Source organism: Phycisphaerae bacterium (assembly GCA_035384605.1).
Lineage (GTDB): Bacteria > Planctomycetota > Phycisphaerae > UBA1845 > PWPN01 > JAUCQB01.
Genome location: DAOOIV010000097.1, coordinates 1 through 20,047, shown reverse-complemented (window position 1 = coordinate 20,047; position 20,047 = coordinate 1). Strand labels below are relative to the sequence as shown.

The following is a 20,047-nucleotide window of genomic DNA, read 5'->3' as shown; positions in this document are numbered from 1 at the left end:
CCAGCATCAGCGGCACCTCGGCCAAGGCGTGGTATCTGCTGGCCGACCCCGACGATCTGCCGGTTATCGAGGTGGCCTTCCTTAACGGGCAGCAGACCCCGACGGTGGAGCGAGCGGACGCCGACTTCAACGTCCTGGGCATTCAGTTCCGCGGGTATTTCGACTTCGGCGTTGCCCTCCAGGACTACCGGGCAGGCGTGAAGATGAAGGGCGAGGCATAAGCCTCGCAGTCATAGGAGCAAACCGACATGGCAACGTTCATTCACGATGGAAGTAGCATCGACTACACCCCCGGCTCGGCCGTGACGGCGGGCGCGGTCGTCATCCAGGGCGAACTGGTCGGCGTGGCCAAGGTGGATATTCCGGCCAACACTCTTGGGGCGCTGGCCGTTGATGGCATCTTCGACTTCCCCAAGGCGACCGGCTCGGCCATTTCCGTCGGGGCTTTGTGTTATTGGGACGCGACCAACCAGCGGGCAACGACCACGGCCTCGGGCAACAAGCTGATCGGCAAGTGCGTCAAGGCCGCCGCGGATACGGATACGACCGTCCGCGTGCGGATGTCGCAGTGAGGATGGACAGAGATGACCGCGAGCTTCGTGCATGAGGGTGCTTCAATTGACTACACGCCGGCGACCGACCTGGCCGCCGGCGAGGTGGTCTCTATCGTCACGCCGGACGGCGGTGGGTTCATTGGCGTCGCGCCGCGACCGGTGCCGGCCGGCGTGAAGGGTGCCCTCGCCGTCGAGGGCGTGTTCCAGTTGCCCAAAGCGGCCGAAGACCTGGTCGCCGGACAAAAGGTCTACTGGGACGCCCTCCAACAGAAGATCGTCGCCTCGCCAACCCTGCTGGGTTGCGCGGGCAATCCCGTGGTCAACGGGCGCTTCCTTGCCGGCAGCGCCAACTGGACCACCTGGACCGAGCGCGGCAGCGCCTCGCGGGACTTCAACTCACCTTTGGTGCCGGCCGGTGGTAAAGCGCCTGGCCTGCGTATCTGGCAGACCGGCAACTTCAACGGCGGCGTCTACCAGGCGGTGACGCTGACGCCGGGCCGGGCTTACACGTTGCGTGTCCTGTGTCGCGACCTGGCTTCGACCGTGGACGCTGCCTGGGCGGAAGTGCTGATCGGCACTCCCGTGCCGGTCAACGGCCAGGACTACGCCGGCGGTTCGGGGGGAAGGCTGCTTCTGGCCAAGTGGGACACATACGTCGGCGCGCGATGGAACGGCGATCAGGCCAGCGCTTCCGTGGCCCAGTCGCTCACGTTCACCGCGACCGCGGCGACGATGTACCTGGTCCTCAAGGTAGGCCAGAACACCTCGCCCACGGCGGTGGTCGATGTGTCCTTCGATGACGTGGCCCTGTGCGAGTCGCCTGGTTCCCCGGCGGTCCGTACGCCCATCGGCGTGGTGATCGCGGACGCGCCCAGCGCCGAAACGACGGTCCTGGTCAGACTGCGGTGGTTTTAGATGTCGGGCCTGCTGGAGAAAGGATCGAACTGGCTGGAAGACCAGCGTCACACGCACCTGACGCGGACGGTGGTTTACCAGCGCGGCGGCGAATCAGTCGAATTGGCCGCGACAGTGGGTCGGACGGTCTTCGAGCAGGCGGATGAGTTCGGCGTGATTCATCGGACCGAATCGCGCGACTTCCTGGTGCGGGAAGCGGACCTCGTGCTGGCGGGCAGTCAGACGCTGCCAAAGGCCGGCGACAGGATCAGAGAGCCAGCCGGTGATCAGACGTTCGTCTATGAGGTCATGGCTCCGGGCGCCGAACCGCCGTGGCGGTACAGCGATGCGTACCGGCGGACGCTGAGGATTCACACGAAGCATGTAGCGACGGAGTAACCGCACGTGGAGAACTGGATGATTCAACCCGTGGTGCAGTACGGCTTCCTGGGCTTCTCCGTGGTCCTGCTGGGCGTGGTGATCTGGCTCATTCGCCAGTTGCTGGAGGTGCTGGAGGCGAACAACCGGATTATCGCGGCCAACACCGAGGCGATTCGCGACCTCACCAACACAACCAGCGATCTGCTGAACCTGAATCGCTCGCTGCATGACAAGATCATCTCGCGGCCATGCATTGCCCGGGAGGAAGTGTGAGATGAGCGTCATCACGCAGATCGCCGATGCCGTCGTGACCAGCCTGAATGGCGGCTCGTTCAGCCAGTCGTTTACCGCACAGCGGCGGTATCAGCCGTCGTTCGCCCTGGCTGAGATGGAGACGCTCCGCGTCACCGTCGTGCCGAAATCGGTGTCGATCACCAATGCCACCCGCGACAGCGGCTTTTTCGATTGCGCCATCGACATCGGCGTGCAGAAGAAGGTCAACCCAGAAGACCAGGCCGAGGCGGATGCGCTCTTGGGCCTCGTCGATGAACTCATGACCCATCTGCGGGGCCGGCGGTTGGACGATGCGCCCGAAGCGGCCTGGTTGAGCCCGACGCACGATCCGATCTTCGCGGCCGAGCATCTGGACTCCAAGCATGTGCTGACGAGCGTACTGACCGTGGCGTACCGCGTGCAGCGGTAGAAACACGCCGGACGTTGGGGCCGGCGAGATCAGGAGAAGGTTATGGCTATCAAACTGGGCATGGAAGCCAAGCTCTACTACGGGCCGGCCGGATCGACGGCCAACACCGAACTGAACAACGTCAAGGATGTGACCTTGAATCTGGAGACGGGCGAGGCGGATGTCACCACGCGCGGCAACCAGGGCTGGCGGGCGACGGTGGCCACGCTCAAGAGCGGCACCGTTGAGTTCGAGATGATCTGGGATACCGGCAACGCGGGCTTCACCGCGATCAAGAACGCCTACTTCAACAACACGTCAATCGCCCTGGCGATTCTCGATGGCCCCAACGGCGAAGGCCTCGACGCGGACTTCTCGATCACCAACTTCAGCCGCAACGAGCCGCTGGAAGAAGCGATCACCGTCAGCGTGACCGCCAAGCCGACCTATTCGACCCGGGCACCGACCTGGAAGACCGCAGGAGGAACGTAATCCATGCGAACCTTTACCGACAATGCCGGCCGGACTTGGACCATCGTTATCAACGTCGGTGCGATCAAGCGCGTGCGCGGGCTGCTGGAGGTGGACCTGCTCGAAGTCGTCGATGGCAAGCTGATCGAGCGGTTCATCCGCGATCCTGTGCTGCTGTGCGATGTGGTCTACGCGGCGTGCAAGCCGGAAGCGGATGCCAAGGGTGTCAGCGACGAGGAGTTCGGCAAGGCGATGGCCGGCGACGCCATCGAGCACGCGACGAAGGCACTGCTGGAGGAACTCGTGGGTTTTTCCCCGAGCCCGAGAGATCGGGCGAATCTCCAGCGGGTGCTCGAAGCGACGTGGACGGCGATGGATCGAGCGAGAGACGTGGTCGAAGCGCGACTGACCAACGGCGAACTCGACCGGGTGGTCGAGCAAGCGCTGGCGACTGCCACGAACTCATCTGGCGGTGCGCCGGCATAGTCGGCGTCGAGCCCGAGCGGCTGACGCTCCGCGAATTGCTGGCGATGGCCGAGGCCCGCATGAAGGACGACTGGTCGCGGACCAGCTCGCTGATGGCCCTGCTGGCTAACTGCCATCGCGACCCGAAGAAAACGCCGCCGTATCGGCCGAGTGACTTCGATCCGTTCGTCAAGCGCAGTCAACCGCCCATGGTGGGCGTCGAGATTCTCAAAGACGTGTTTGTGCATGGACGTATTCCCAAGCAGGAGGCTCACACATGAAGAACGTAGCATTCGCGGAGTTCTCAATCATCGGTCTGATCCACGCGGCGCTGGTCGGCTGCGCCAGCCTGAATCCCCAGCCGCCCATTGAGGCGTTCGCCAACAAGCTGGCGGACGAGGCGATCATCCCGGCGGTGCGCGAGGGGCTCGCGCAGGGTGTCGAGCAACTTTCCATCCAAGCCGGCGCGCAAGGCATCAACCCGACCTACGCGGTGATGTTCGAGGGCAAGTGGGTGGTGGGCATTGAAGGCCGGGCGACCGTCGGCGTCGAAGGTGTGGCGGGGCAGATTCAGGTCTCCAGCACCAGCAACGAGGAGACGGAAACGAGCCCGCACGCCACAGGCGGAGGCTCGGCCACGCAGCCGGCCAATCGGGAGGAGCCGTGAGCAAACGGCATCGCGGGACATGGTTCGCGTGCGTGTGCGGCGTGCTGCTCGCAGGTTGCACACTGCACGTGCATCTGGGCGGCAAATACTACCTGAACGACCCGGCCAAGGATGAGCCGGGGTTTGTATTGGAGGCACAACCTCATGCTGACGTGGCTGGACGGCAAGAAGACACTCATCGGCAGCCTGCTTCTCAGCCTGCTGGGCGCGGTCTGGAGTTTGGACGTATTGATTGACGGCGCGGCCAACTGGCTCACCGAGCAGCAGTACGTCGCCATCGGCACCACCATCGCCGGCCTGACCGGTGCGGCCATGCGGTTGGCCGTCGGCAAGGTCGAGAAGAATGGCAAGACGGAATGATCGACCTGCGGATCAAAGAACTGTTCTTCGACCGGCCAATGGTCGCGCGGGCGGTGAACAAAGCCAAGCGTGGGGTGCTGTCGCGCGCGGGCGCGTTCATTCGTCAAGCCGCCCGCACAAGCATCCGCAAGCGCCAAGGAACATCGTCGCCGGGCAGTCCGCCTTACTCGCACACCGGCCTGCTGCGCCGGTTCATCCTGTTCGGCTACGACCGTGGCACCGATTCGGTCGTGGTCGGACCGGTGAGGCTCAATAAACCGGGCGAAGCACCGCGCGTGCTGGAGTTGGGCGGCACGACGGTCATCGAACAACGCGTGCGCGGTCGCCGCGTCCGCGCGCGGGCTCGTATTCAAAGGCGACCCTACATGGGTCCGGCAATGGAGAAGGAACTGCCGAAGTTCCCGGCGTTGTGGCGGAACAGTATTCGGCCAGGGTGAGCAATGGCCAGCACACAGGGCATTCGAGCCGGTCGAGCATTCGTCGAACTCGGCGTGAGCGACAAGCTCACCGCCGGGTTGCGTCGGGCGCAGCGGCAATTGCGGGCCTTCGGCGAGGGGTTGCGCTCCATCGGCACGCGCATGACCGCCGTGGCCGCCTCAGTGCTCGCACCACTCGGGGCAACGGTCAAATACTTTTCCAGCGCCGGCGACACGCTGAACAAGATGGCGGCCCGGACGGGCGTCAGCAGCGAGGCGCTCTCGGAACTGGGATTTGCCGCTGAGCAATCCGGCGCGGACCTGGAAACGCTCGAACTCGGCCTGCGCCGGATGCAGAAGGTGATCGGTGATGCGGCTGACGGCTCGGCCTCCGCGGGCGACACACTCGGCAAGCTGGGGCTGACGCTGGCAAAGCTCCAGGGCCTGGCTCCCGAGCAACAGTTTGCCCTCATCGCTGACCGGCTCAGTCAGATTCAAGACCCGACCTTGCGTGCAGCGTCCGCGATGGAAGTCTTTGGCCGGTCGGGAACGCAGTTGCTCCCGCTGATGCAGGATGGGGCCAGAGGCATCGGGCAACTGCGGGAGCAGGCCCGCGCGCTCGGCCTGACTGTCTCGACGGGGACGGCCCAGGATGCCGCCGTACTCAACGATACGCTGAACATCCTGTGGCGCGTCGTGAAACAGGGCGCGTTCGTGGTCGGCTCGGTATTGGCCCCAGCGGTGGTCGAGCTATCAAACACCATCACCCGAACAGTTGTTTCTGTCACCAACTGGATCAGCCAGAACAAGGCGGTGGTGGTCACCGTCGCCAAGGTCGCAGCGACCGTCGCCGCCGCCGGCGTGGCCATCATCGGCCTGAGTTGGGTGGTGTCCGGCATGGCCGCGGCACTAGGTGGACTGGCCGCCGTCGCATCGGGAGTTGGAACCGTTCTGGGCGTGGTCGGCTCCGCGCTCACGGCCTTGCTCTCGCCGATTGGCTTGGTCATCGCGGCGGTCGCGGCCCTTGGTGCGGCGGTCTTCATTTACAGCGGCGCGGCCGGCAAAGCCCTTGAGTGGCTGCGCGAGCAGTTCGGTCGGCTTCATGCTTTCGTGTCCAGGGTGGTGACCGGCATGTCCGACGCCTTGGCCGCCGGCGACGTAGCCTTGGCCGCGCGCATCCTGTGGCTGGCCCTCAAGCTCGCCTGGCAAGAAGGCGTGGCCGCCCTGAACCGCACATGGCTTGCGGTCAAGCGGTTTATGCTCACGCAGGCCCAGCAGATGTGGACCGGCGTGTTGAGCGGCGCGGAGTTCGTCTGGCACGGACTGAAGGTCGGCTGGATCGAGGCCACGGCGTTCATCTCGCGGACCTGGAAGCGGTTCACCAGCTTCCTGGAGGTGACCTGGGCCACGATCAAGAACGTTGCGACCAAGACGCTGAATCACATTAAGGGCCTGTTCGACGAGACGTTCGACGTGGATGCGGCCAACCTTGTGGCCGACCAGGCGCTCGTGGCCGCCGAGCAGCGGATCGAGCAGGACAAGGACGCCCAACTCGGCCAACTTCAGCGCGAAGGCCAGCAGAAACGCGAAGCCGAGCAGCAGCGCCACGAATCCCGCCTGCGCGGCATCATCGAGGCCGAGGATGAAGCGCTGGCCGAACTCGACCAGGCCACAGACAGTCAACTCGATCAGACGCGGCAGCAACTCGACGACGCCCGCCGGCAGTTGGCCGATGCCCTGGCCGAGGCGAAACAGAAACGCGAGCAGATCGAGGCCGAAGACAAGGCCCCGCAAGCCGGCCCGCGCGGTCTGCTCGACGGGCTGGCCGATCGCCTGGAAGGACTCGGCGACGTGATTGCCAACAAGATTACCGTCACCGGCACGTTCAACCCGGTAGCGGTCCAAGGCCTGGCCGCCGGCAACGACGCCGCCCAGCGCACGGCCACCGCGAGCGAGCAGACGGCCAAACACACCAAGCGTCTCGCGGATGCGGCGGTCACCGGCGGGCTGACGTTCGCCTGATAAGGAGGCACCGTGCCGATCACCGTTGAAGAACGATTCGAGAGCCGGCAGGTCACGATGGGCACCAACCCCTCGGCTGAGCTGCGCTACAACATTCGCGGCACGAACGACGACGTGGCCGCGCGGGTCGCGCTCGAAGCGGCCAGCCCGTTGGTCTATGATTTCTACGGCAACGGTTTGTGGGTCATCCCACGCGAGAGCGCCTCGGTGGAGCCGGTGGCCAACGACATTTGGGAGGGCATCGTTCGCTACGGCATCGTGCCCCAGGAAAACGAATCGACGTTCTCGTTCGACACCGGCGGCGGGACGACGCACATCACCCAGTCGCTGGAGACGGTCGCAGCCTATGGCGCGGTCGGCACGCCGCCGAACTTCGGTGGGGCCATCGGGGTGACCGACGACAACGTCGAGGGTGTGGACATCACCGTCCCCGTCTATCACTTCAGCGAGACGCACTTCTTGCCGGACATCGTGGTTGCCCCGGCCTACAAGGCGACGCTGTTCAACCTCACCGGTCGGGTCAACGGCTTGCCGTGGAAGGGTTTCGCGACCGGCGAGGTTCTGTTCCTCGGAGCATCCGGCACCAAGCGGGGCCTCCAGGCCTGGGAGATCACCTATCGTTTCGCCGCCTCGCCGAACAAGTCCAACATCACCGTCGGCTCCATCAGCGGCATCAGCAAGAAGGGGTGGGAGTACCTGTGGATTCGCTATGCCGAAACGGAAGACACTGCGGCCAAGGCTCTGGTGAAGCGCCCGCTGGCCGCCTACGTGGAGCGGGTGTACGAGTACGGCGACTTCAGCCTGATGGGGATCGGGGTGTGAGCGATGGGCGAGTTGAAGAAAGTCCAATCCGGTTCGCCGCTGGTCATCCCGGCCCAGACGTTCAACGCCTTCATTGACGCGGCCAGGGATTACCAGGACCGCCAACTCGGCCAGCAGCGCACAGCGCTGTCGAGTTCAAATGACAGCGGCATGGTGCTCCTCAAGAACATCAGCGGCGCGGATCGCGCGCGGTTCGAGATTCTGGGCATCAACACGCCGCTCATCCAGCCGGCCGACAACCTCGATCAGTTTGTCAACCGGCCAGCGCTGTCAGGTGTGACACCGACGGCGGCGAATCACTGGGGCAAGTTCGGCGTCCTGGCCGAGCCGATACGCAATGGCGCACTCGGCTGGGCTTGGGTATCCGGCGTTTGCCCAGTAAAGATCGACATCGCCAACGCCAACCACTGGCACGCCGACATCGCGGACGGCTCGGCCGCCTACCTCAAGAGCAGCGGCGGCGGAGCGGCGCAAATCCTGTGGAAGGACTCCGGCACGGGAGTCAGATGGGCCGTCGTGCGTCTGGGCCGCTGGTCTCCGACGGTGTTCCCGGTGAACCTGACCCAGACGGGTGGCTCGCAAGGCACCAGCACCACGGCCGCCAGTTGGACCTACAGCGTGGTCGATCCCGTGACGAACCAGACGCTCGCGACGGGCGTCAATCCCACCGCCTCGCCCCACAAATGGAAGCGCCCCTCAGCGGGCTGGATGATCGCCGCCACGTTCGGCTACGCCCACTACAACGCCCAGGGCCAGCTCGTGCTCGGCTGGATCAACGAGATGGTTGAGCAGGAAGCATGTACCAGTTAAGGAAGCGGCACGATGGCCACGACAGGCAAGGCCAGATTGTTCAAAGCCGGCAAGCGCACCCTTCGCACCAACGGCAAGGCGCAGTTGTTCAACGCCGGCGGCCACTGCTCCGAATGCTGCACGCCGTACGTTCTGGCCTCGTTCACCACCAATAGCAGCACGCCCTGCTGGGATTTGACGCCGTACCAGGGGCCGGGCAAGGCGACTCCCTGCGCTTTCTGGCGGCTGATCGAGACCGGTTCGTGCTATCCGTATTCCTATCCGTGGTATGGGACGGGATGCGTGAACCACGCCGGACAACTCGTCGGCCTGCCAAGTCAGTTCTGCTCCAGCTACTACTACAACGGCTACATGCAGCTACAGATCGGCTGCCGCTCGGCTTCCGGCACGCAGATCAACTGGCCAGGGACGTGCCAAACGACGACCAGCGTGTATTCGTGTTGATCTGGAGAAGATGATGAGACTCGATGCTATTCACCAAGAGAACGTGCTGACGCACATGCCCTTCCTGACCCGCTTGGCTGCGTCTTCAGACGCCGAGGCCATCGTCGATCAGGGGAAACTCGTTCTGTTTTACTGCCGATCCGGCCCGAAGGACGTGGATGTTTCGGCTGGTTCACGGCGCTGGAAGCTGTGGATCGCGGTCGGAGACCGGCCGCCGCGGCGACTGGAAACCGGCCTGCCCGACGATCTAACCGAGTGCTCTCCCACCGCCTGGTCTGATGACACCGGCTGGCACGTAACGTTCATCGCCGGTGGCGCATCAGAAAGCCCGCTCTACCGCCTTTACCGCATGGACGGACCGGACCTCGATGACTTGAGCAAGCCCGTGGCCATCCATGCCACCCGTGCGGCCTTCGTGTACGGCGACCGGCTGGTCCACGCCGACCCGGAGAACCTGATCTACGTCCGCCAGCCGTCGGGCGATTTCGACATTGAACTGCCCGGCGCGTTCATTTATCGCGTGTCCTACCGCGCGGATGAACCCGATACACTTCTGATCAGCGGTGCATGGCAGACAGAACGCGACGTGTTCGCGCTGGAGTACGATCTGAGGACGGGCGAGCAACACCTGCTCGAATGCGACGGCCTGCCGGCCTACAAGTGCACCATCCTCGGCAACAAAGTTCTGTACGCCCAGCGCATCGGCGAACATTTCGAGCATCGCCGGATCAACACGTCCGAGGCCCTGTCACGCCGCCGCGTCAACACCATCGTCCGTCGCCAGCCCGGCCAAGTCCAGCCGGTCGTCACCCAGCCGACCGGCGGCTGCGGCTGCCGCGGGCGCTCGCAGACCGACGCTACCCCTCTATCCGCCAGCAGTGAGCCACCGAAGGCGGAAGCTTCGTCTGCCATCAACTCGGCGGCGGACACGGCACCCGTCACCCGCGCCTCATGCCTTGAGTGCATCGAGAAGCACCTCGGCGCGGCCCTGGTCTTGCTAACAGAAACCCGCGAAGGCTACGCCCACCGCCTCCGCGCCATCGGCCACCTGCACGAAGCCGAGGACGAATCGCAGGAGTTCCCCACCCTGCACGCCGCCATCCGCGAAGCCCGCAAAGCCTACCAGACCGCCGGCACCATGCCCGACTGGGAAACGCTTTCCCAACTCGCGCGTGAGCCACAGCGGGAAGACGGTGGACATCGCGAGCGATGAGCCGGTGCATCAGCCACTCCGCAACCGTTCCGGTAGGCACTCAGCATGAAGCCGAGTGCCGCCGAAGTTGGTTTTTGCGCGGAACGGCCGGAAAGGGCTTTCAACCCGGCCGATTCTGACGTAAAATACAACCAGGAAAGGGGTTATGTTGATGGCCCACGCGAGCTTTTCCAACCGAGCCGCCGGCAGATTCGCAACGCCCGAAGCTGGTTGGTGCGGGTCATCGCCCGCCGCGCCGTGGACATCCTCAACGCCCAGGAGACCGGCCCATGAAGAAGACGGCAATCTACGCGCGCTACTCGTCCCACGCCCAGGATGGCGGCACGTCGATTGAAGTCCAGCTCGACGCCTGCCGCCGCGACCTCCAGCCCAAGACATACCGCGAATACGTTGACCGGGCCCGCACCGGCCGCTCGATGGCCGGCCGTGAAGCCTTGCTCCGGCTGCTGGCCGACGCCGAAACCGGCCAGATCGAACGGGTGCTGGTCTACAAGTTCGACCGGCTCGGCCGCAACCTCGCCGAAACCAGCGCGATCATCGCGCAGCTTGAGGACGGCGGCGTCGAGGTGGTCAGCGTCACCGAGGGCAGGGACGCACTGGCCCGCGGGATGCACCTCGTAATCAGCGAGCACTATTCGCGGGTGTTGTCAGAGCGGACGAAGGACGGGCTGCTCAAGCGGTTCGAGCAGAAGGCTTGGACCGGCGGACCACCGCCTTACGGCTACCGGATCGAAACAACAGCCGATGGCCTGCACCGGCTCGCCGTTCACGAAGAGGAAGCGGCGGTCGTCCGATGGCTGTTCCAAGTCTACACCAGCGAGTCGATTGGTCTGAAGGCTCTTGCTCGCCGGCTGGCCAAGCGCGGTATTCCAACCCGGCGTTGCCCGACGTGGACGCACACGAGTGTTCGGCGAATCCTCACGAACGATATCTGCATTGGCCGGATCGTTTACAACCGCAGACGCTTCAAGCTCAACAAACGGACCGGCCGACGGGTGCCGGTGTGGCGGGATGAGTCAGAGCACATCGTGCAGAGTGATGAACGCCTGCGGATCATTGACGACGGAACCTTCGCCGAAGCACAGAATCGGCTGGCCTTGCACGCGCGACCGCGGCGAGACACCGGCCAGCTTCTTGCCCCGGCTTACCGGCCGTTCACCGGGTTGATCTTCTGCGAAAAGTGCGGCAGCGTGTGTTATCGGTGGACCAGCAAGAACCGCAAGGGCGAGTACTACTACTACGGATGCGGCTGCCGTCAGAGAAACGGGCGCGACGCCTGCGACAACATGGCCAACATCCGGGAAGACCTGCTGATGGACCGGATCAAGGCGACCTACCAGGAGGTCTTCGCCGATGCCGACTCGATCATTGAAGACGCCATTGAAGAAGCGCGGAAACTGGTGCAATCCAACCGCGACCAGCTCCAGCGGGTTCGCGGCCAGATCGGCGAACTCGACAAAAGGATCGGCTCGATGACCCGGCTCCTGGTGGACCCGGACATCGACGCCACGGCCAAGCGGGCGGTATCGCGGCAGGTCGGGGAGTTGGAAGCCCAGCGCGAGCGACTCCAGAACGCCATGGCGGAACTGGCCAGCGACGCCAACGATAACACCGCCCGGCTGGCCGCCGCGGTGCGGCAGGCCCTCACCGAAGCGCAAGAGTCGCTTGCCACGGTGGCCACGCCGACCGAGATGAGGGACTTCATCGAGCAGTTCGTTGGCCCGATGGTGCTGACGGCGGACGGGGAGATCGTGCGAAAGGACGCCAGCGAACCGGCCGGAAACGACAAGGCCCCGGCCGAAGCCGAGGCCCTGAAGCGGTCAATAGCGGGGACAGGATTCGAACCTGCGACCTCGAGGTTATGAGCCTCGCGAGCTGCCAGCTGCTCCACCCCGCAGTATGTACTTGACAGGGTACAATCGGTCTGGAGTGCTGTCAAGGAGGGTCACCGGGCTTGGCCGCCGGTCGCTTGGCCGACCGCCGGCCAGACAGGCGAACGAGAGCAGCGAGAAACGGGCAACTGACGATCATCGCTGCGGTGGATCAGGCAACGCTTGGCTGCGGTGAACCCCGTCAACCCTTTCCCGACTCGGTTGGGATCGAACGAAGACTCAGCATTGGCCCGGGATTTGATCGGACATTCCGACTCAGCCTCCGTGGCCGATGAGTTTGGGCACCAGCCGCCTCTTCTGTTCGAATACCCAGCGGTAGTAATCCGCCCGTTTGAGCTTGGCCGCAGCGGGCTGATCGAGGAGAACGGTCACGTCCGGATGCAGTTGCAGGGCACTGGCGGTCACCTGCGAGGTAACGGGACCTTCGACGGCCTCGGCCACGATATCGGCCTTGGAGGCCCCAAAGGCCAACAGGATGATCTGCCGTGCTTCCAGGATCGTGCCGACGCCCATGGTGATGGCGAACCGCGGCACTTCGTCCATGCTGCTGAAGAAGCGGGCGTTGTCGCGGATGGTCTGCTCGGTCAGGGTCTTGAGGCGGGTCCGGGAGCCGAGCGATGAACCGGGCTCGTTGAAGGCGATATGCCCGTCGCCGCCGATTCCAAGAATCTGAATATCAATGCCGCCGCTCCGCTTGATCTCGTCCTCGTACCAGGCGCAGAAATCCAGGACCGAGTCGGCATGCCCGTAAGGGACATGGATCGCGCTGGCCGGGACGTTGATGTGCTTGAAGAGGTTTTCCTCCATGAAGTAACGATAACTCTGAGGGTGGCTCGGCGGCAGACCGACATATTCGTCGAGATTGAACGTGGTGACCTTGGAGAAGTCGAGCCCCTTCTCGCGATGGCGCTTGGCTAGCTCTTTGTACAACCCGACCGGCGTCGAACCGGTTGCCAGCCCCAGGACGGCGGCAGGCTTGGACATCAACTTGCGTTCGATGATATCGGCCGCGAAAGCACTCGCCTCGTCGGCCGTCTTGGTAATGATGACTTCCATTGCGTTCTCCTGTTACATAACAAAGCGACGGCGTCGCCCCCGATGCGACGAGCCGGCGACGGGGGGACATTATAACGGCGTGCTTGGGCAAATGAAGAGGCAAGCACCCAGGGGGAAGGCGGCCTGCCGGCCGGTGGCAGCGCGTCTCCGAACCATGGAGAACGCGGAGCTTTGCACGCTGCGGTTTCCTGATTCATTGTGACGCTTCGAGACGATCGCAGTGACCGTCGCGCTATTGCGAAAGCGGCATGCCGGCAGTATAGGTGTTAGGCTCAATCGGCCATTGATGCTTTCTTTTATGCTTGGAGACGGTTCATGAAGCTCGTCGTTTTTGAGGACAGTCAGTTCGATCGTTTTCTGCCGCTGGCCTGGGTCCGGGGGGTTTTTGAGCTGAAGACCGGGGCGACTACGCTCCGCGAGAAGATCGAGCGGGCCGCCGGCACCAAGGCCACGGCCGTCATCGCTCGCCATTACCTCGCTGCCTGTGTCCGCCGGCGCAGCGGTTCCGCGGCCGTCAACGACCTTCGCGGCTGCAAGGGCGACGAGGTGCTCTTCGTGAATTCCCGCGTGCGGGCGTCGCAGTGGACGCCGCCCGCCAAGGACGGGGCGCAGTGGCACGGCGACCAGTTGGCCGTATGGCGGACGAGGGACGACGTCAGCGGGATCACCGACTACGACGGCCTGGTTGCGGCGGCGAGCAGGACGCCCAAGGAGGAGTACACCGGCAAATGGTTCGACTACATTTGGGACGTCATGCTGTGCAACCCGGAGGAGATCGTTGCGGATTTCAAGGCTGCCGGCCGCAACGGCGTTCACGGCACGATGCATGAGTCGTCCGTGATCTACGGCCCGCGCGAGCAGGTCTTTGTCGGCGAAGGTGCCGAGATTCACCCCTTCGTATGTATTGACTCGCGTCATGGTCCGGTCACCTTGGAGGCAGGGGTTGAGGTACACCCCTTCACCCGCATCGAGGGACCTTGCTACGTGGGCGCCAATAGCATTCTGCTTGGGGCCAAGGTTCGGGAGGGATGCAGCATCGGTCCGATGTGTCGTGTCGGCGGAGAGGTCGAGGAGAGCATTATTCACGGGTACTCAAACAAGTATCACGACGGCTTTCTGGGCCACGCGTACGTCGGCGAGTGGGTCAATCTTGGCGCCCTCACGACCAACAGCGACCTGAAGAATGACTATTCCACGGTCAGCATGATGATGGGGGGCCGAACCATCGATACCGGTTCGACCAAGGTCGGCAGCATGATCGGTGATCACGTGAAGACGAGTATCGGCACTCTTCTGAACACCGGCACGATCGTCGGCACGATGGCCATTCTGGTGGCCACCGGGGCCCCGCTGCCGAAGTATATTCCGCCCTTTGCCTGGTTCCTCAACGGCTTCGTCGGGAAGGGTTTCGGGTTGAATGTGCTGATCTCGACGGCCCGCACGGCCATGTCGCGCCGGAAGGTCGAGCTGACCGCGGACGAAGAGCAGCTCCTGCGGCACGTTTTCCAGCTCACGGACGAGGAGCGCATGAGTTATGTCCGCAAGGGTCGCCGGGCGATGCTCAAGAAGTAAGCGATCCGGCGTTGATTGGGCAGTTGCCAGGTTTTTACCGTCACCTGAACCCGCAGGTGATGATCCGCATCCTCATGATCGGGGCTTGATGCGACAAGGAGGGCTGCTAAACTGAGCTTTGTGAGGTCGCGACCGGCGATCCGCCGGTCAGATTCACCGTGCAGGATCGCGGCGACGCAGGAGTCTGCCCCAGCGGGAAGAGAGTCCCTGTGTGCGCGTGGATGGGATACAGGATGGAATCCGGCCGGCCGCCGGACTTTGGAGGCAATCGGATGGCAGATCAGGACGTACTCAATCGTGTGATCAAAGTGACCGCTCGTGTGTTGAACCTCGAACCGGAGACGATCAAGCCCGAGCACAGCTTCGCTTTCGATCTGGGAGCCGAGTCTGTGCAGAGTGTCGAGTTGGTCGCTGCCTTTGAGGAGGAATTCGGCATCGAGATGGACGAAGATGCCGCTCTGGCCGTGGCCACCGTCGGGGCCGCAGCCGATTTCATTGGCAAACACTTGAAAGGCTGATCGACGGTCGGCACGAGGTTCCCGGACTCCTGATACCGACTGCTTCATTCTGCTCGCACGGGCAGCCGTCGCATGGCCGGCGACGGCCGACGGAGCGCTCTGCGGGGACGCACGGCATCCATGTCTCCGCAGACGCCCGGGTGATGCGCATCACGCGGCCCTCCGGGATGCGGCAAAGACCCGCATGGCGGCCGAGTCGGGTGCTCTCGTCGCTCGACATCGAGTTGCCGACGTCTTGCCTGTTCCAGCAGAATGGTTTAGTGTCTGAAGTTTTTGGGGCTGTATCGATAGAAGCGTTATTGTCGAATGGAGAACCATGTCAGAGCCTTCGATTTCCTCAGAAACGTCCGCGTTGATCAGTTCTTCCGGCGCCGGTCTTGACACCATCTTCCGTCCGCGGTCCATCGCGGTGTTGGGCGTTACGAACACGCCGGGTACCGTGCCGCACGACATTTTCGTCAATCTGCTCAACGGGCGATTCAACGGACCGGTTTATCCGGTGGCCCCGCGCAAGCGGCACATCGCCGGGGTGAAAGCCTACGACTACGTGCTGGACATACCCGACCCCATCGACATGGCCATCCTGGTTTTTCCGGGCCGGGTGTGCGAGTTGGCGCTGGAGCAATGCGGACAGAAGGGCATCAAGGCGGCAATCATCATCTCGGCCGGTTTCCGTGAGGTGGGTCCCGCGGGTGCTGAGCGGGAGGAGAACATCAAAGCCATCGCCCGCAAATACGGCATGCGGCTCATTGGCCCCAACTGCCTGGGGGCGATCAACACCGAACCGGACGTGCAGATGAACGCCAGCTTCGCGCGGGCCATGCCGGCGGCGGGGAGTATCGCGTTTATTTCGCAAAGCGGCGCGCTGTGCACGGCCGTGCTCGACTACGCCCAGGGCATGAATATCGGCTTCTCGAAATTCGTCAGCCTGGGCAACAAGGCGGATGTGACCGAGGTCGATCTATTGTCGTATCTGGCCGATGATCCGCAGACCTCGGTCATTCTGATGTATCTGGAGGAGATCCGGCGAGGGCGTGAACTGGTGCAGGTGGCCCAGCACATCACGGCGGCCAGCAAGACCCCTAAACCCATTCTGGCGATCAAGGGCGGACGAACGGCCCAGGGGGCGGCGGCGGCCCAGTCTCACACCGGGGCGTTGGCTTCGTCTGACGTAGTGTGCAATGCCGTCTTCGAGCAGGCGGGAATCATCCGCTCGAAGAGCATCGAGGAGATGTTCAATACCGCCCGGTTGTTGGCCTACCAGCCGCTGCCTCGGGGAAACCGCATCGCGATTGTGACCAACGCAGGCGGCCCGGGTGTCATGGCGACAGATGCCGCGATCGAGCGCGGGCTGGAACTGGCGAAATTCGCCCCCGAGACCAAGGCCAAACTGAAAAAGGCCCTTCCGGCGGCGGCAAACATGAAGAACCCGATCGACGTGATCGGTGACGCTCGTGACGATCGCTATCGAGCCGCCATGGATGCAGTTTACGAAGACCCCAACGTCGATCAGATACTGGTTATTCTGACGCCGCAGTCGATGACGAACATCACCACAATCGCACAGGCCGTCTGCGAAGAACAGAAGCGCCACGCCGACAAGCAAAAACCGCTGATGTGTTCATTCATGGGAGCCAAAGACGTGGCCGCCGGTATCGCGATTCTGCAAAACCATGGTATCCCACACTACGTGCTGCCTGAGTGGGCGACCGACGCCATGGAAGATGCCGTCCGATACCGCCGGTGGCGCGATCGCAAACGCACGAGGATCAGGATTTATGAAGACGTGGATCGGGACACGGCCGCGTCGATCATCCGGGAGGCCTCCGACGGCTACCTGATCGAGCCGCTGGCCCTTAAGGTGCTGGCGTCCTATGGGCTGCCCGTTGTTCCTTCCGAGCTGACCCAAACGGCGGACGAAGCGGTGGCTGCGGCCGACCGCCTCGGATATCCCGTCGTCCTTCGCGTTGTGTCGACGAGCATCGTACACAAGTTCGATGTCAAGGGCGTGATGCTCAATCTCAGGAACGCTGACGAGCTGCGCGCGGCGTGCCGGGAAATGCGCGAGGCCATTCTGGAGAAGTATAGCGCCGGTGATATCGCCGGCTTCCTGGTGCGTAAGATGATCCCGGCCGGCAAGGAGGTCATTCTTGGTCTGAGCCGCGACCCCGTGTTCGGGCACGTCATCATGTGCGGGCTGGGAGGAATCTACGTCGAGGCGCTCAAGGATGTGACCTTCCGAATCACGCCCATCAGCGAGGCCACGGCGACGCGAATGATCAACAGCCTGCGAACCACCGCCGTGCTCAAGGGCCTGAGAGGCGAAGCTCCCAGCGACATCCCGGCCATTGAGGATTGCCTCAAGCGGCTTTCCCAATTGGCCACTGATTTTACCGATATCGCTGAACTGGACATCAACCCGCTGATCGTCCATCCGGCCGGCCAGGGATGTCACGTGGCCGACGTCCGCATCCGTATTCAGAAGCTGACGTGACGCGAATACTCACACCCGGTTCTCATTTCAACCGTCCGGTTCTCTGCCTTTGCGACTCCCTCGACAAGGCGCTGACCGGCGCGACCAAGGCTGGGCCATCTTCAGTCTCTCGACCGGCAGCCCGCGCAGGTCCGCCATATCCGAGCCGGTGGATTCTCTCCGGGTTTGGCACGCGGTCGGGCAACAACATGCTTTCTTGGTCGGCTGCCTTGACAGTTGCGAGCCGGCTTCTCTACAATCCCGCTATGCTAAACTCAATTACATCAATCACTTGGCGTCTTGCCCTGCTTATGTTCGCTGGTGCGATGTTGGCTGGATGCAACGGCGGGCCGTCGCGGATTCCCACCGAACCCCAGCGCCGGGCAATGCTGTCGTTGATGCTCCCCACGCACATTAAGATTCAGCCCTTCACACGTATAGCCAGTTTCGACAAAGACAACATCCCTGACGGCGTGATTGTCGTGCTTCGGGCGATTGATCGTTTCGGAGACCCGGTCAAGGCCGCTGGACCGTTTTACTTCGAGCTTTGGTCCTACCAGCCGGCCTCAGGTGAACCCAAGGGCCAGCGACTGGCCTTCTGGGATCAGACCCTCGACACCGCGGACAAGGTCTCCGGACACTGGACCCATGCGCAGATGTACGAGTTCAAGCTCGGCTGGCCTGAAGGTGCCACTTCCGTCCGGCCGGGCAGCAAGTACGTGCTGACGGCGACTTACCGCACGCCCTGGGATGAGACTATGACCGACGAGTATGTGCTGGACTTCTCAGTGCCGCCGGGAGCGATTCAGAGAGCGATCGAAAGAAAGCCTCCGCAGACCGCGCCGGGGATGTGAGAGAGAACCATCATGTGTCCGCTCTCGGTCGTCGGCCCGCACGGAACCTTGCCCCGGCAGGACGCGCCGCCGTGAACCCTCAGCGCGGGGTTGGGCTGATGTTTTCTCTTGATTCATCCTTTGGCCCTTATCCCTTGACCTTCATCAACCCAGTCCTATCTTCCCCACTTGAGTTTCGTGGTCAGCGTGTGCCATTTTGAATAGGCCGGGTTGCGAACCAACTGGAAATCAGCGGGCCACCGACGAACAGTGATGCGATCACCCGCGTGAACCGGCAACGAGACCTGGCCGTCGATCACCAGCGTCGTACCCTGATTGACGCTGTGCGCGACAACCTCGATGACCGAATCACCCGCGAAGACCAGGGGCCGATGGGTCAACGAATGGGCACTGATGGGTGACAGGACCATGGCTCGGGTCTCGGGTTGAAGAATAGGACCACCGACCGACATGTTGTGTGCCGTCGAGCCGCTTGGAGTTGCCAGCACCAAGCCGTCGCCGCTGATGTTGGTCAGATGGTCGCCGTTGACCGATACCGAAAGCTCGACCATACGGAAGGGCGGCCCGGCCTGCACGACGCAGTCGTTGACCGCAACCGACTGAGCAACGAGTCTCGCGTTGTCGGCAATCTCTGCCGCGATCATCATTCGCGGACTTACCGCCGCCGAGGCACTCACCGCGGCATCCAGGTTTCTGTCCAGCTCTTCGACGGTAAACTCGGCCAGGAAGCCGAGTTTGCCGAAATTGACCCCGATGATCGGTACCTGCCGTTCCTTAAGGGCGCGAACCACGGCCAGGATACTGCCGTCGCCTCCGAGCACGATCAGTCGATCCGGCTTTGACTCTGCCAACCTGGCCGTGTCGGCGATGGGCCCTGTTGCCACCACATCGATCCGCTGACGCAAGTCCTCCAGCAACGCCGTCTTTGTCGCCTCCACATGAGGCTTGTCCGGGTTGTAGACCACTACCACGCGCGGCCGAGCCATTCGCCACCTCCGGCCCCCAGAGGCCATTTGACGAGCAGTATTATACCGTCGCTGGCGGCCCGCTGCTGGTTCACCTCGTCGGGCAGGCAAATCGGCTGGAGCGAACAGCGCGCGCAACGCGCTGACAGGCGGGAAGCCGTCATGGGCCCGCCGTCATGAATTGAACGCTTCTCACTGTGCAGGGCGCAGCTCCCGCCAAGGGCCGTGCCGACAAGCAAAGTGCCTTGAGATTAGCCCAACAACCACAGCACCGCCACGGCCCGAGTCATTGTCCCTGAAGGACAATTTCCAGCGGGTGGCCAGTCGTGGCGGGGAAGGTCACGTGAGTCGGGTCCGTGGAGTTTGGGGCCGTCAGGGTCAGGTGGTGCGTTCCGGGTTGGGCTGAGATGGTCAGCGACGGGGTGGCCAGGATCGTCTGGCTGGCGGGGAGCGGTTCTCTGGTCGCGCCGCCGATGGTGGCCGTGGTTGTGAACTGGCGGGCTGAATCTTGTGCCT

At 63.3% G+C, this 20,047-nt stretch carries 26 protein-coding genes and 1 tRNA gene; 21 read left to right on the top strand and 6 right to left on the bottom strand.

Annotated elements, in window-relative coordinates:
• The 17 genes from PLL20_17230 to PLL20_17150 form a co-directional block, all read left to right on the top strand.
• Positions 1 to 221 (top strand): hypothetical protein (locus PLL20_17230; protein HPD31737.1); only part of this gene is annotated, 221 nt, incomplete at its 5' end.
• Between the two features lie 27 nt (positions 222 to 248).
• Positions 249 to 572: a DUF2190 family protein gene (locus tag PLL20_17225; protein HPD31736.1), complete on the top strand. Its 324-nt coding sequence runs from the start codon at positions 249 to 251 to the stop codon at positions 570 to 572.
• 12 nt (positions 573 to 584) lie between these two features.
• Positions 585 to 1,469, top strand: coding sequence for a DUF2190 family protein (locus PLL20_17220; protein ID HPD31735.1), 885 nt, complete (start codon positions 585 to 587; stop codon positions 1,467 to 1,469).
• Positions 1,470 to 1,847: a hypothetical protein gene (locus PLL20_17215; protein HPD31734.1), complete on the top strand. Its 378-nt coding sequence runs from the start codon at positions 1,470 to 1,472 to the stop codon at positions 1,845 to 1,847.
• Between the two features lie 18 nt (positions 1,848 to 1,865).
• Positions 1,866 to 2,102 (top strand): hypothetical protein, encoded by a 237-nt coding sequence (locus PLL20_17210; protein ID HPD31733.1) that lies wholly within the window; start codon positions 1,866 to 1,868, stop codon positions 2,100 to 2,102.
• Between the two features lies 1 nt (position 2,103).
• The gene (locus tag PLL20_17205) at positions 2,104 to 2,532 is read left to right on the top strand and encodes a hypothetical protein (GenBank protein HPD31732.1); all 429 of its coding nucleotides are present in this window, start codon (positions 2,104 to 2,106) and stop codon (positions 2,530 to 2,532) included.
• Between the two features lie 42 nt (positions 2,533 to 2,574).
• Complete coding sequence (locus PLL20_17200) at positions 2,575 to 3,003, top strand: phage tail tube protein (GenBank protein HPD31731.1); 429 nt, start codon at positions 2,575 to 2,577, stop codon at positions 3,001 to 3,003.
• 3 nt (positions 3,004 to 3,006) lie between these two features.
• Complete coding sequence (locus PLL20_17195) at positions 3,007 to 3,468, top strand: hypothetical protein (GenBank protein ID HPD31730.1); 462 nt, start codon at positions 3,007 to 3,009, stop codon at positions 3,466 to 3,468.
• A 59-nt stretch (positions 3,469 to 3,527) separates the two neighbouring features.
• Positions 3,528 to 3,728: a hypothetical protein gene (locus PLL20_17190; GenBank protein HPD31729.1), complete on the top strand. Its 201-nt coding sequence runs from the start codon at positions 3,528 to 3,530 to the stop codon at positions 3,726 to 3,728.
• Entirely contained in the window at positions 3,725 to 4,114 is a 390-nt protein-coding gene (locus PLL20_17185; protein HPD31728.1) for a hypothetical protein, read from the top strand. Before PLL20_17190 ends, PLL20_17185 begins: the two co-directional genes overlap by 4 nt.
• 144 nt (positions 4,115 to 4,258) lie before the next feature.
• Positions 4,259 to 4,474, top strand: coding sequence for a hypothetical protein (locus PLL20_17180; GenBank protein ID HPD31727.1), 216 nt, complete (start codon positions 4,259 to 4,261; stop codon positions 4,472 to 4,474).
• Complete coding sequence (locus PLL20_17175) at positions 4,471 to 4,911, top strand: hypothetical protein (GenBank protein HPD31726.1); 441 nt, start codon at positions 4,471 to 4,473, stop codon at positions 4,909 to 4,911. The genes PLL20_17180 and PLL20_17175 overlap by 4 nt, the downstream gene beginning before the upstream one ends.
• A gap of 3 nt (positions 4,912 to 4,914) precedes the next feature.
• The gene (locus tag PLL20_17170) at positions 4,915 to 6,912 is read left to right on the top strand and encodes a hypothetical protein (GenBank protein ID HPD31725.1); all 1,998 of its coding nucleotides are present in this window, start codon (positions 4,915 to 4,917) and stop codon (positions 6,910 to 6,912) included.
• A gap of 12 nt (positions 6,913 to 6,924) precedes the next feature.
• Positions 6,925 to 7,734, top strand: a complete 810-nt coding sequence (locus PLL20_17165; protein ID HPD31724.1) for a hypothetical protein — start codon at positions 6,925 to 6,927, stop codon at positions 7,732 to 7,734.
• 3 nt (positions 7,735 to 7,737) lie between these two features.
• A complete protein-coding gene (locus PLL20_17160; GenBank protein HPD31723.1) occupies positions 7,738 to 8,544 on the top strand; it encodes a hypothetical protein in 807 nt (268 codons plus the stop codon).
• Positions 8,545 to 8,556: 12 nt separating this feature from the next.
• On the top strand, positions 8,557 to 8,988 hold the full coding sequence (locus PLL20_17155) for a hypothetical protein (protein HPD31722.1): 432 nt from the start codon (positions 8,557 to 8,559) through the stop codon (positions 8,986 to 8,988).
• Between the two features lie 13 nt (positions 8,989 to 9,001).
• Positions 9,002 to 10,201 (top strand): hypothetical protein, encoded by a 1,200-nt coding sequence (locus PLL20_17150; protein ID HPD31721.1) that lies wholly within the window; start codon positions 9,002 to 9,004, stop codon positions 10,199 to 10,201.
• A gap of 143 nt (positions 10,202 to 10,344) precedes the next feature.
• Here the strand turns inward: PLL20_17150 and PLL20_17145 are convergent, their stop codons facing one another.
• From PLL20_17145 to nagB, 4 genes are all read right to left on the bottom strand, one after another.
• The gene (locus PLL20_17145; GenBank protein HPD31720.1) at positions 10,345 to 10,833 is read right to left on the bottom strand and encodes a hypothetical protein; all 489 of its coding nucleotides are present in this window, start codon (positions 10,831 to 10,833) and stop codon (positions 10,345 to 10,347) included.
• 384 nt (positions 10,834 to 11,217) lie between these two features.
• Entirely contained in the window at positions 11,218 to 11,859 is a 642-nt protein-coding gene (locus tag PLL20_17140; GenBank protein ID HPD31719.1) for a hypothetical protein, read from the bottom strand.
• Positions 11,860 to 12,025: 166 nt separating this feature from the next.
• A tRNA-Met gene (locus PLL20_17135) sits at positions 12,026 to 12,098 on the bottom strand.
• A gap of 250 nt (positions 12,099 to 12,348) precedes the next feature.
• On the bottom strand, positions 12,349 to 13,149 hold the full coding sequence (gene nagB / locus PLL20_17130; protein HPD31718.1) for a glucosamine-6-phosphate deaminase: 801 nt from the start codon (positions 13,147 to 13,149) through the stop codon (positions 12,349 to 12,351).
• Positions 13,150 to 13,464: 315 nt separating this feature from the next.
• Here nagB and PLL20_17125 point away from each other — a divergent pair, with 315 nt between their 5' ends.
• The 4 genes from PLL20_17125 (at position 13,465) to PLL20_17110 (ending at position 18,566) form a co-directional block, all read left to right on the top strand.
• Positions 13,465 to 14,721, top strand: a complete 1,257-nt coding sequence (locus PLL20_17125) for a putative sugar nucleotidyl transferase (protein HPD31717.1) — start codon at positions 13,465 to 13,467, stop codon at positions 14,719 to 14,721.
• Between the two features lie 272 nt (positions 14,722 to 14,993).
• Positions 14,994 to 15,239: an acyl carrier protein gene (locus PLL20_17120; GenBank protein HPD31716.1), complete on the top strand. Its 246-nt coding sequence runs from the start codon at positions 14,994 to 14,996 to the stop codon at positions 15,237 to 15,239.
• Between the two features lie 352 nt (positions 15,240 to 15,591).
• Entirely contained in the window at positions 15,592 to 17,733 is a 2,142-nt protein-coding gene (locus PLL20_17115; protein HPD31715.1) for an acetate--CoA ligase family protein, read from the top strand.
• A gap of 245 nt (positions 17,734 to 17,978) precedes the next feature.
• The gene (locus PLL20_17110; GenBank protein ID HPD31714.1) at positions 17,979 to 18,566 is read left to right on the top strand and encodes a hypothetical protein; all 588 of its coding nucleotides are present in this window, start codon (positions 17,979 to 17,981) and stop codon (positions 18,564 to 18,566) included.
• Positions 18,567 to 18,721: 155 nt separating this feature from the next.
• Here PLL20_17110 and PLL20_17105 read toward each other — a convergent pair whose 3' ends face one another.
• Positions 18,722 to 19,552, bottom strand: coding sequence for an NAD(+)/NADH kinase (locus PLL20_17105; GenBank protein HPD31713.1), 831 nt, complete (start codon positions 19,550 to 19,552; stop codon positions 18,722 to 18,724).
• A 265-nt stretch (positions 19,553 to 19,817) separates the two neighbouring features.
• On the bottom strand, positions 19,818 to 20,047 hold a 230-nt coding region (locus PLL20_17100), incomplete at its 5' end, for a hypothetical protein (protein ID HPD31712.1).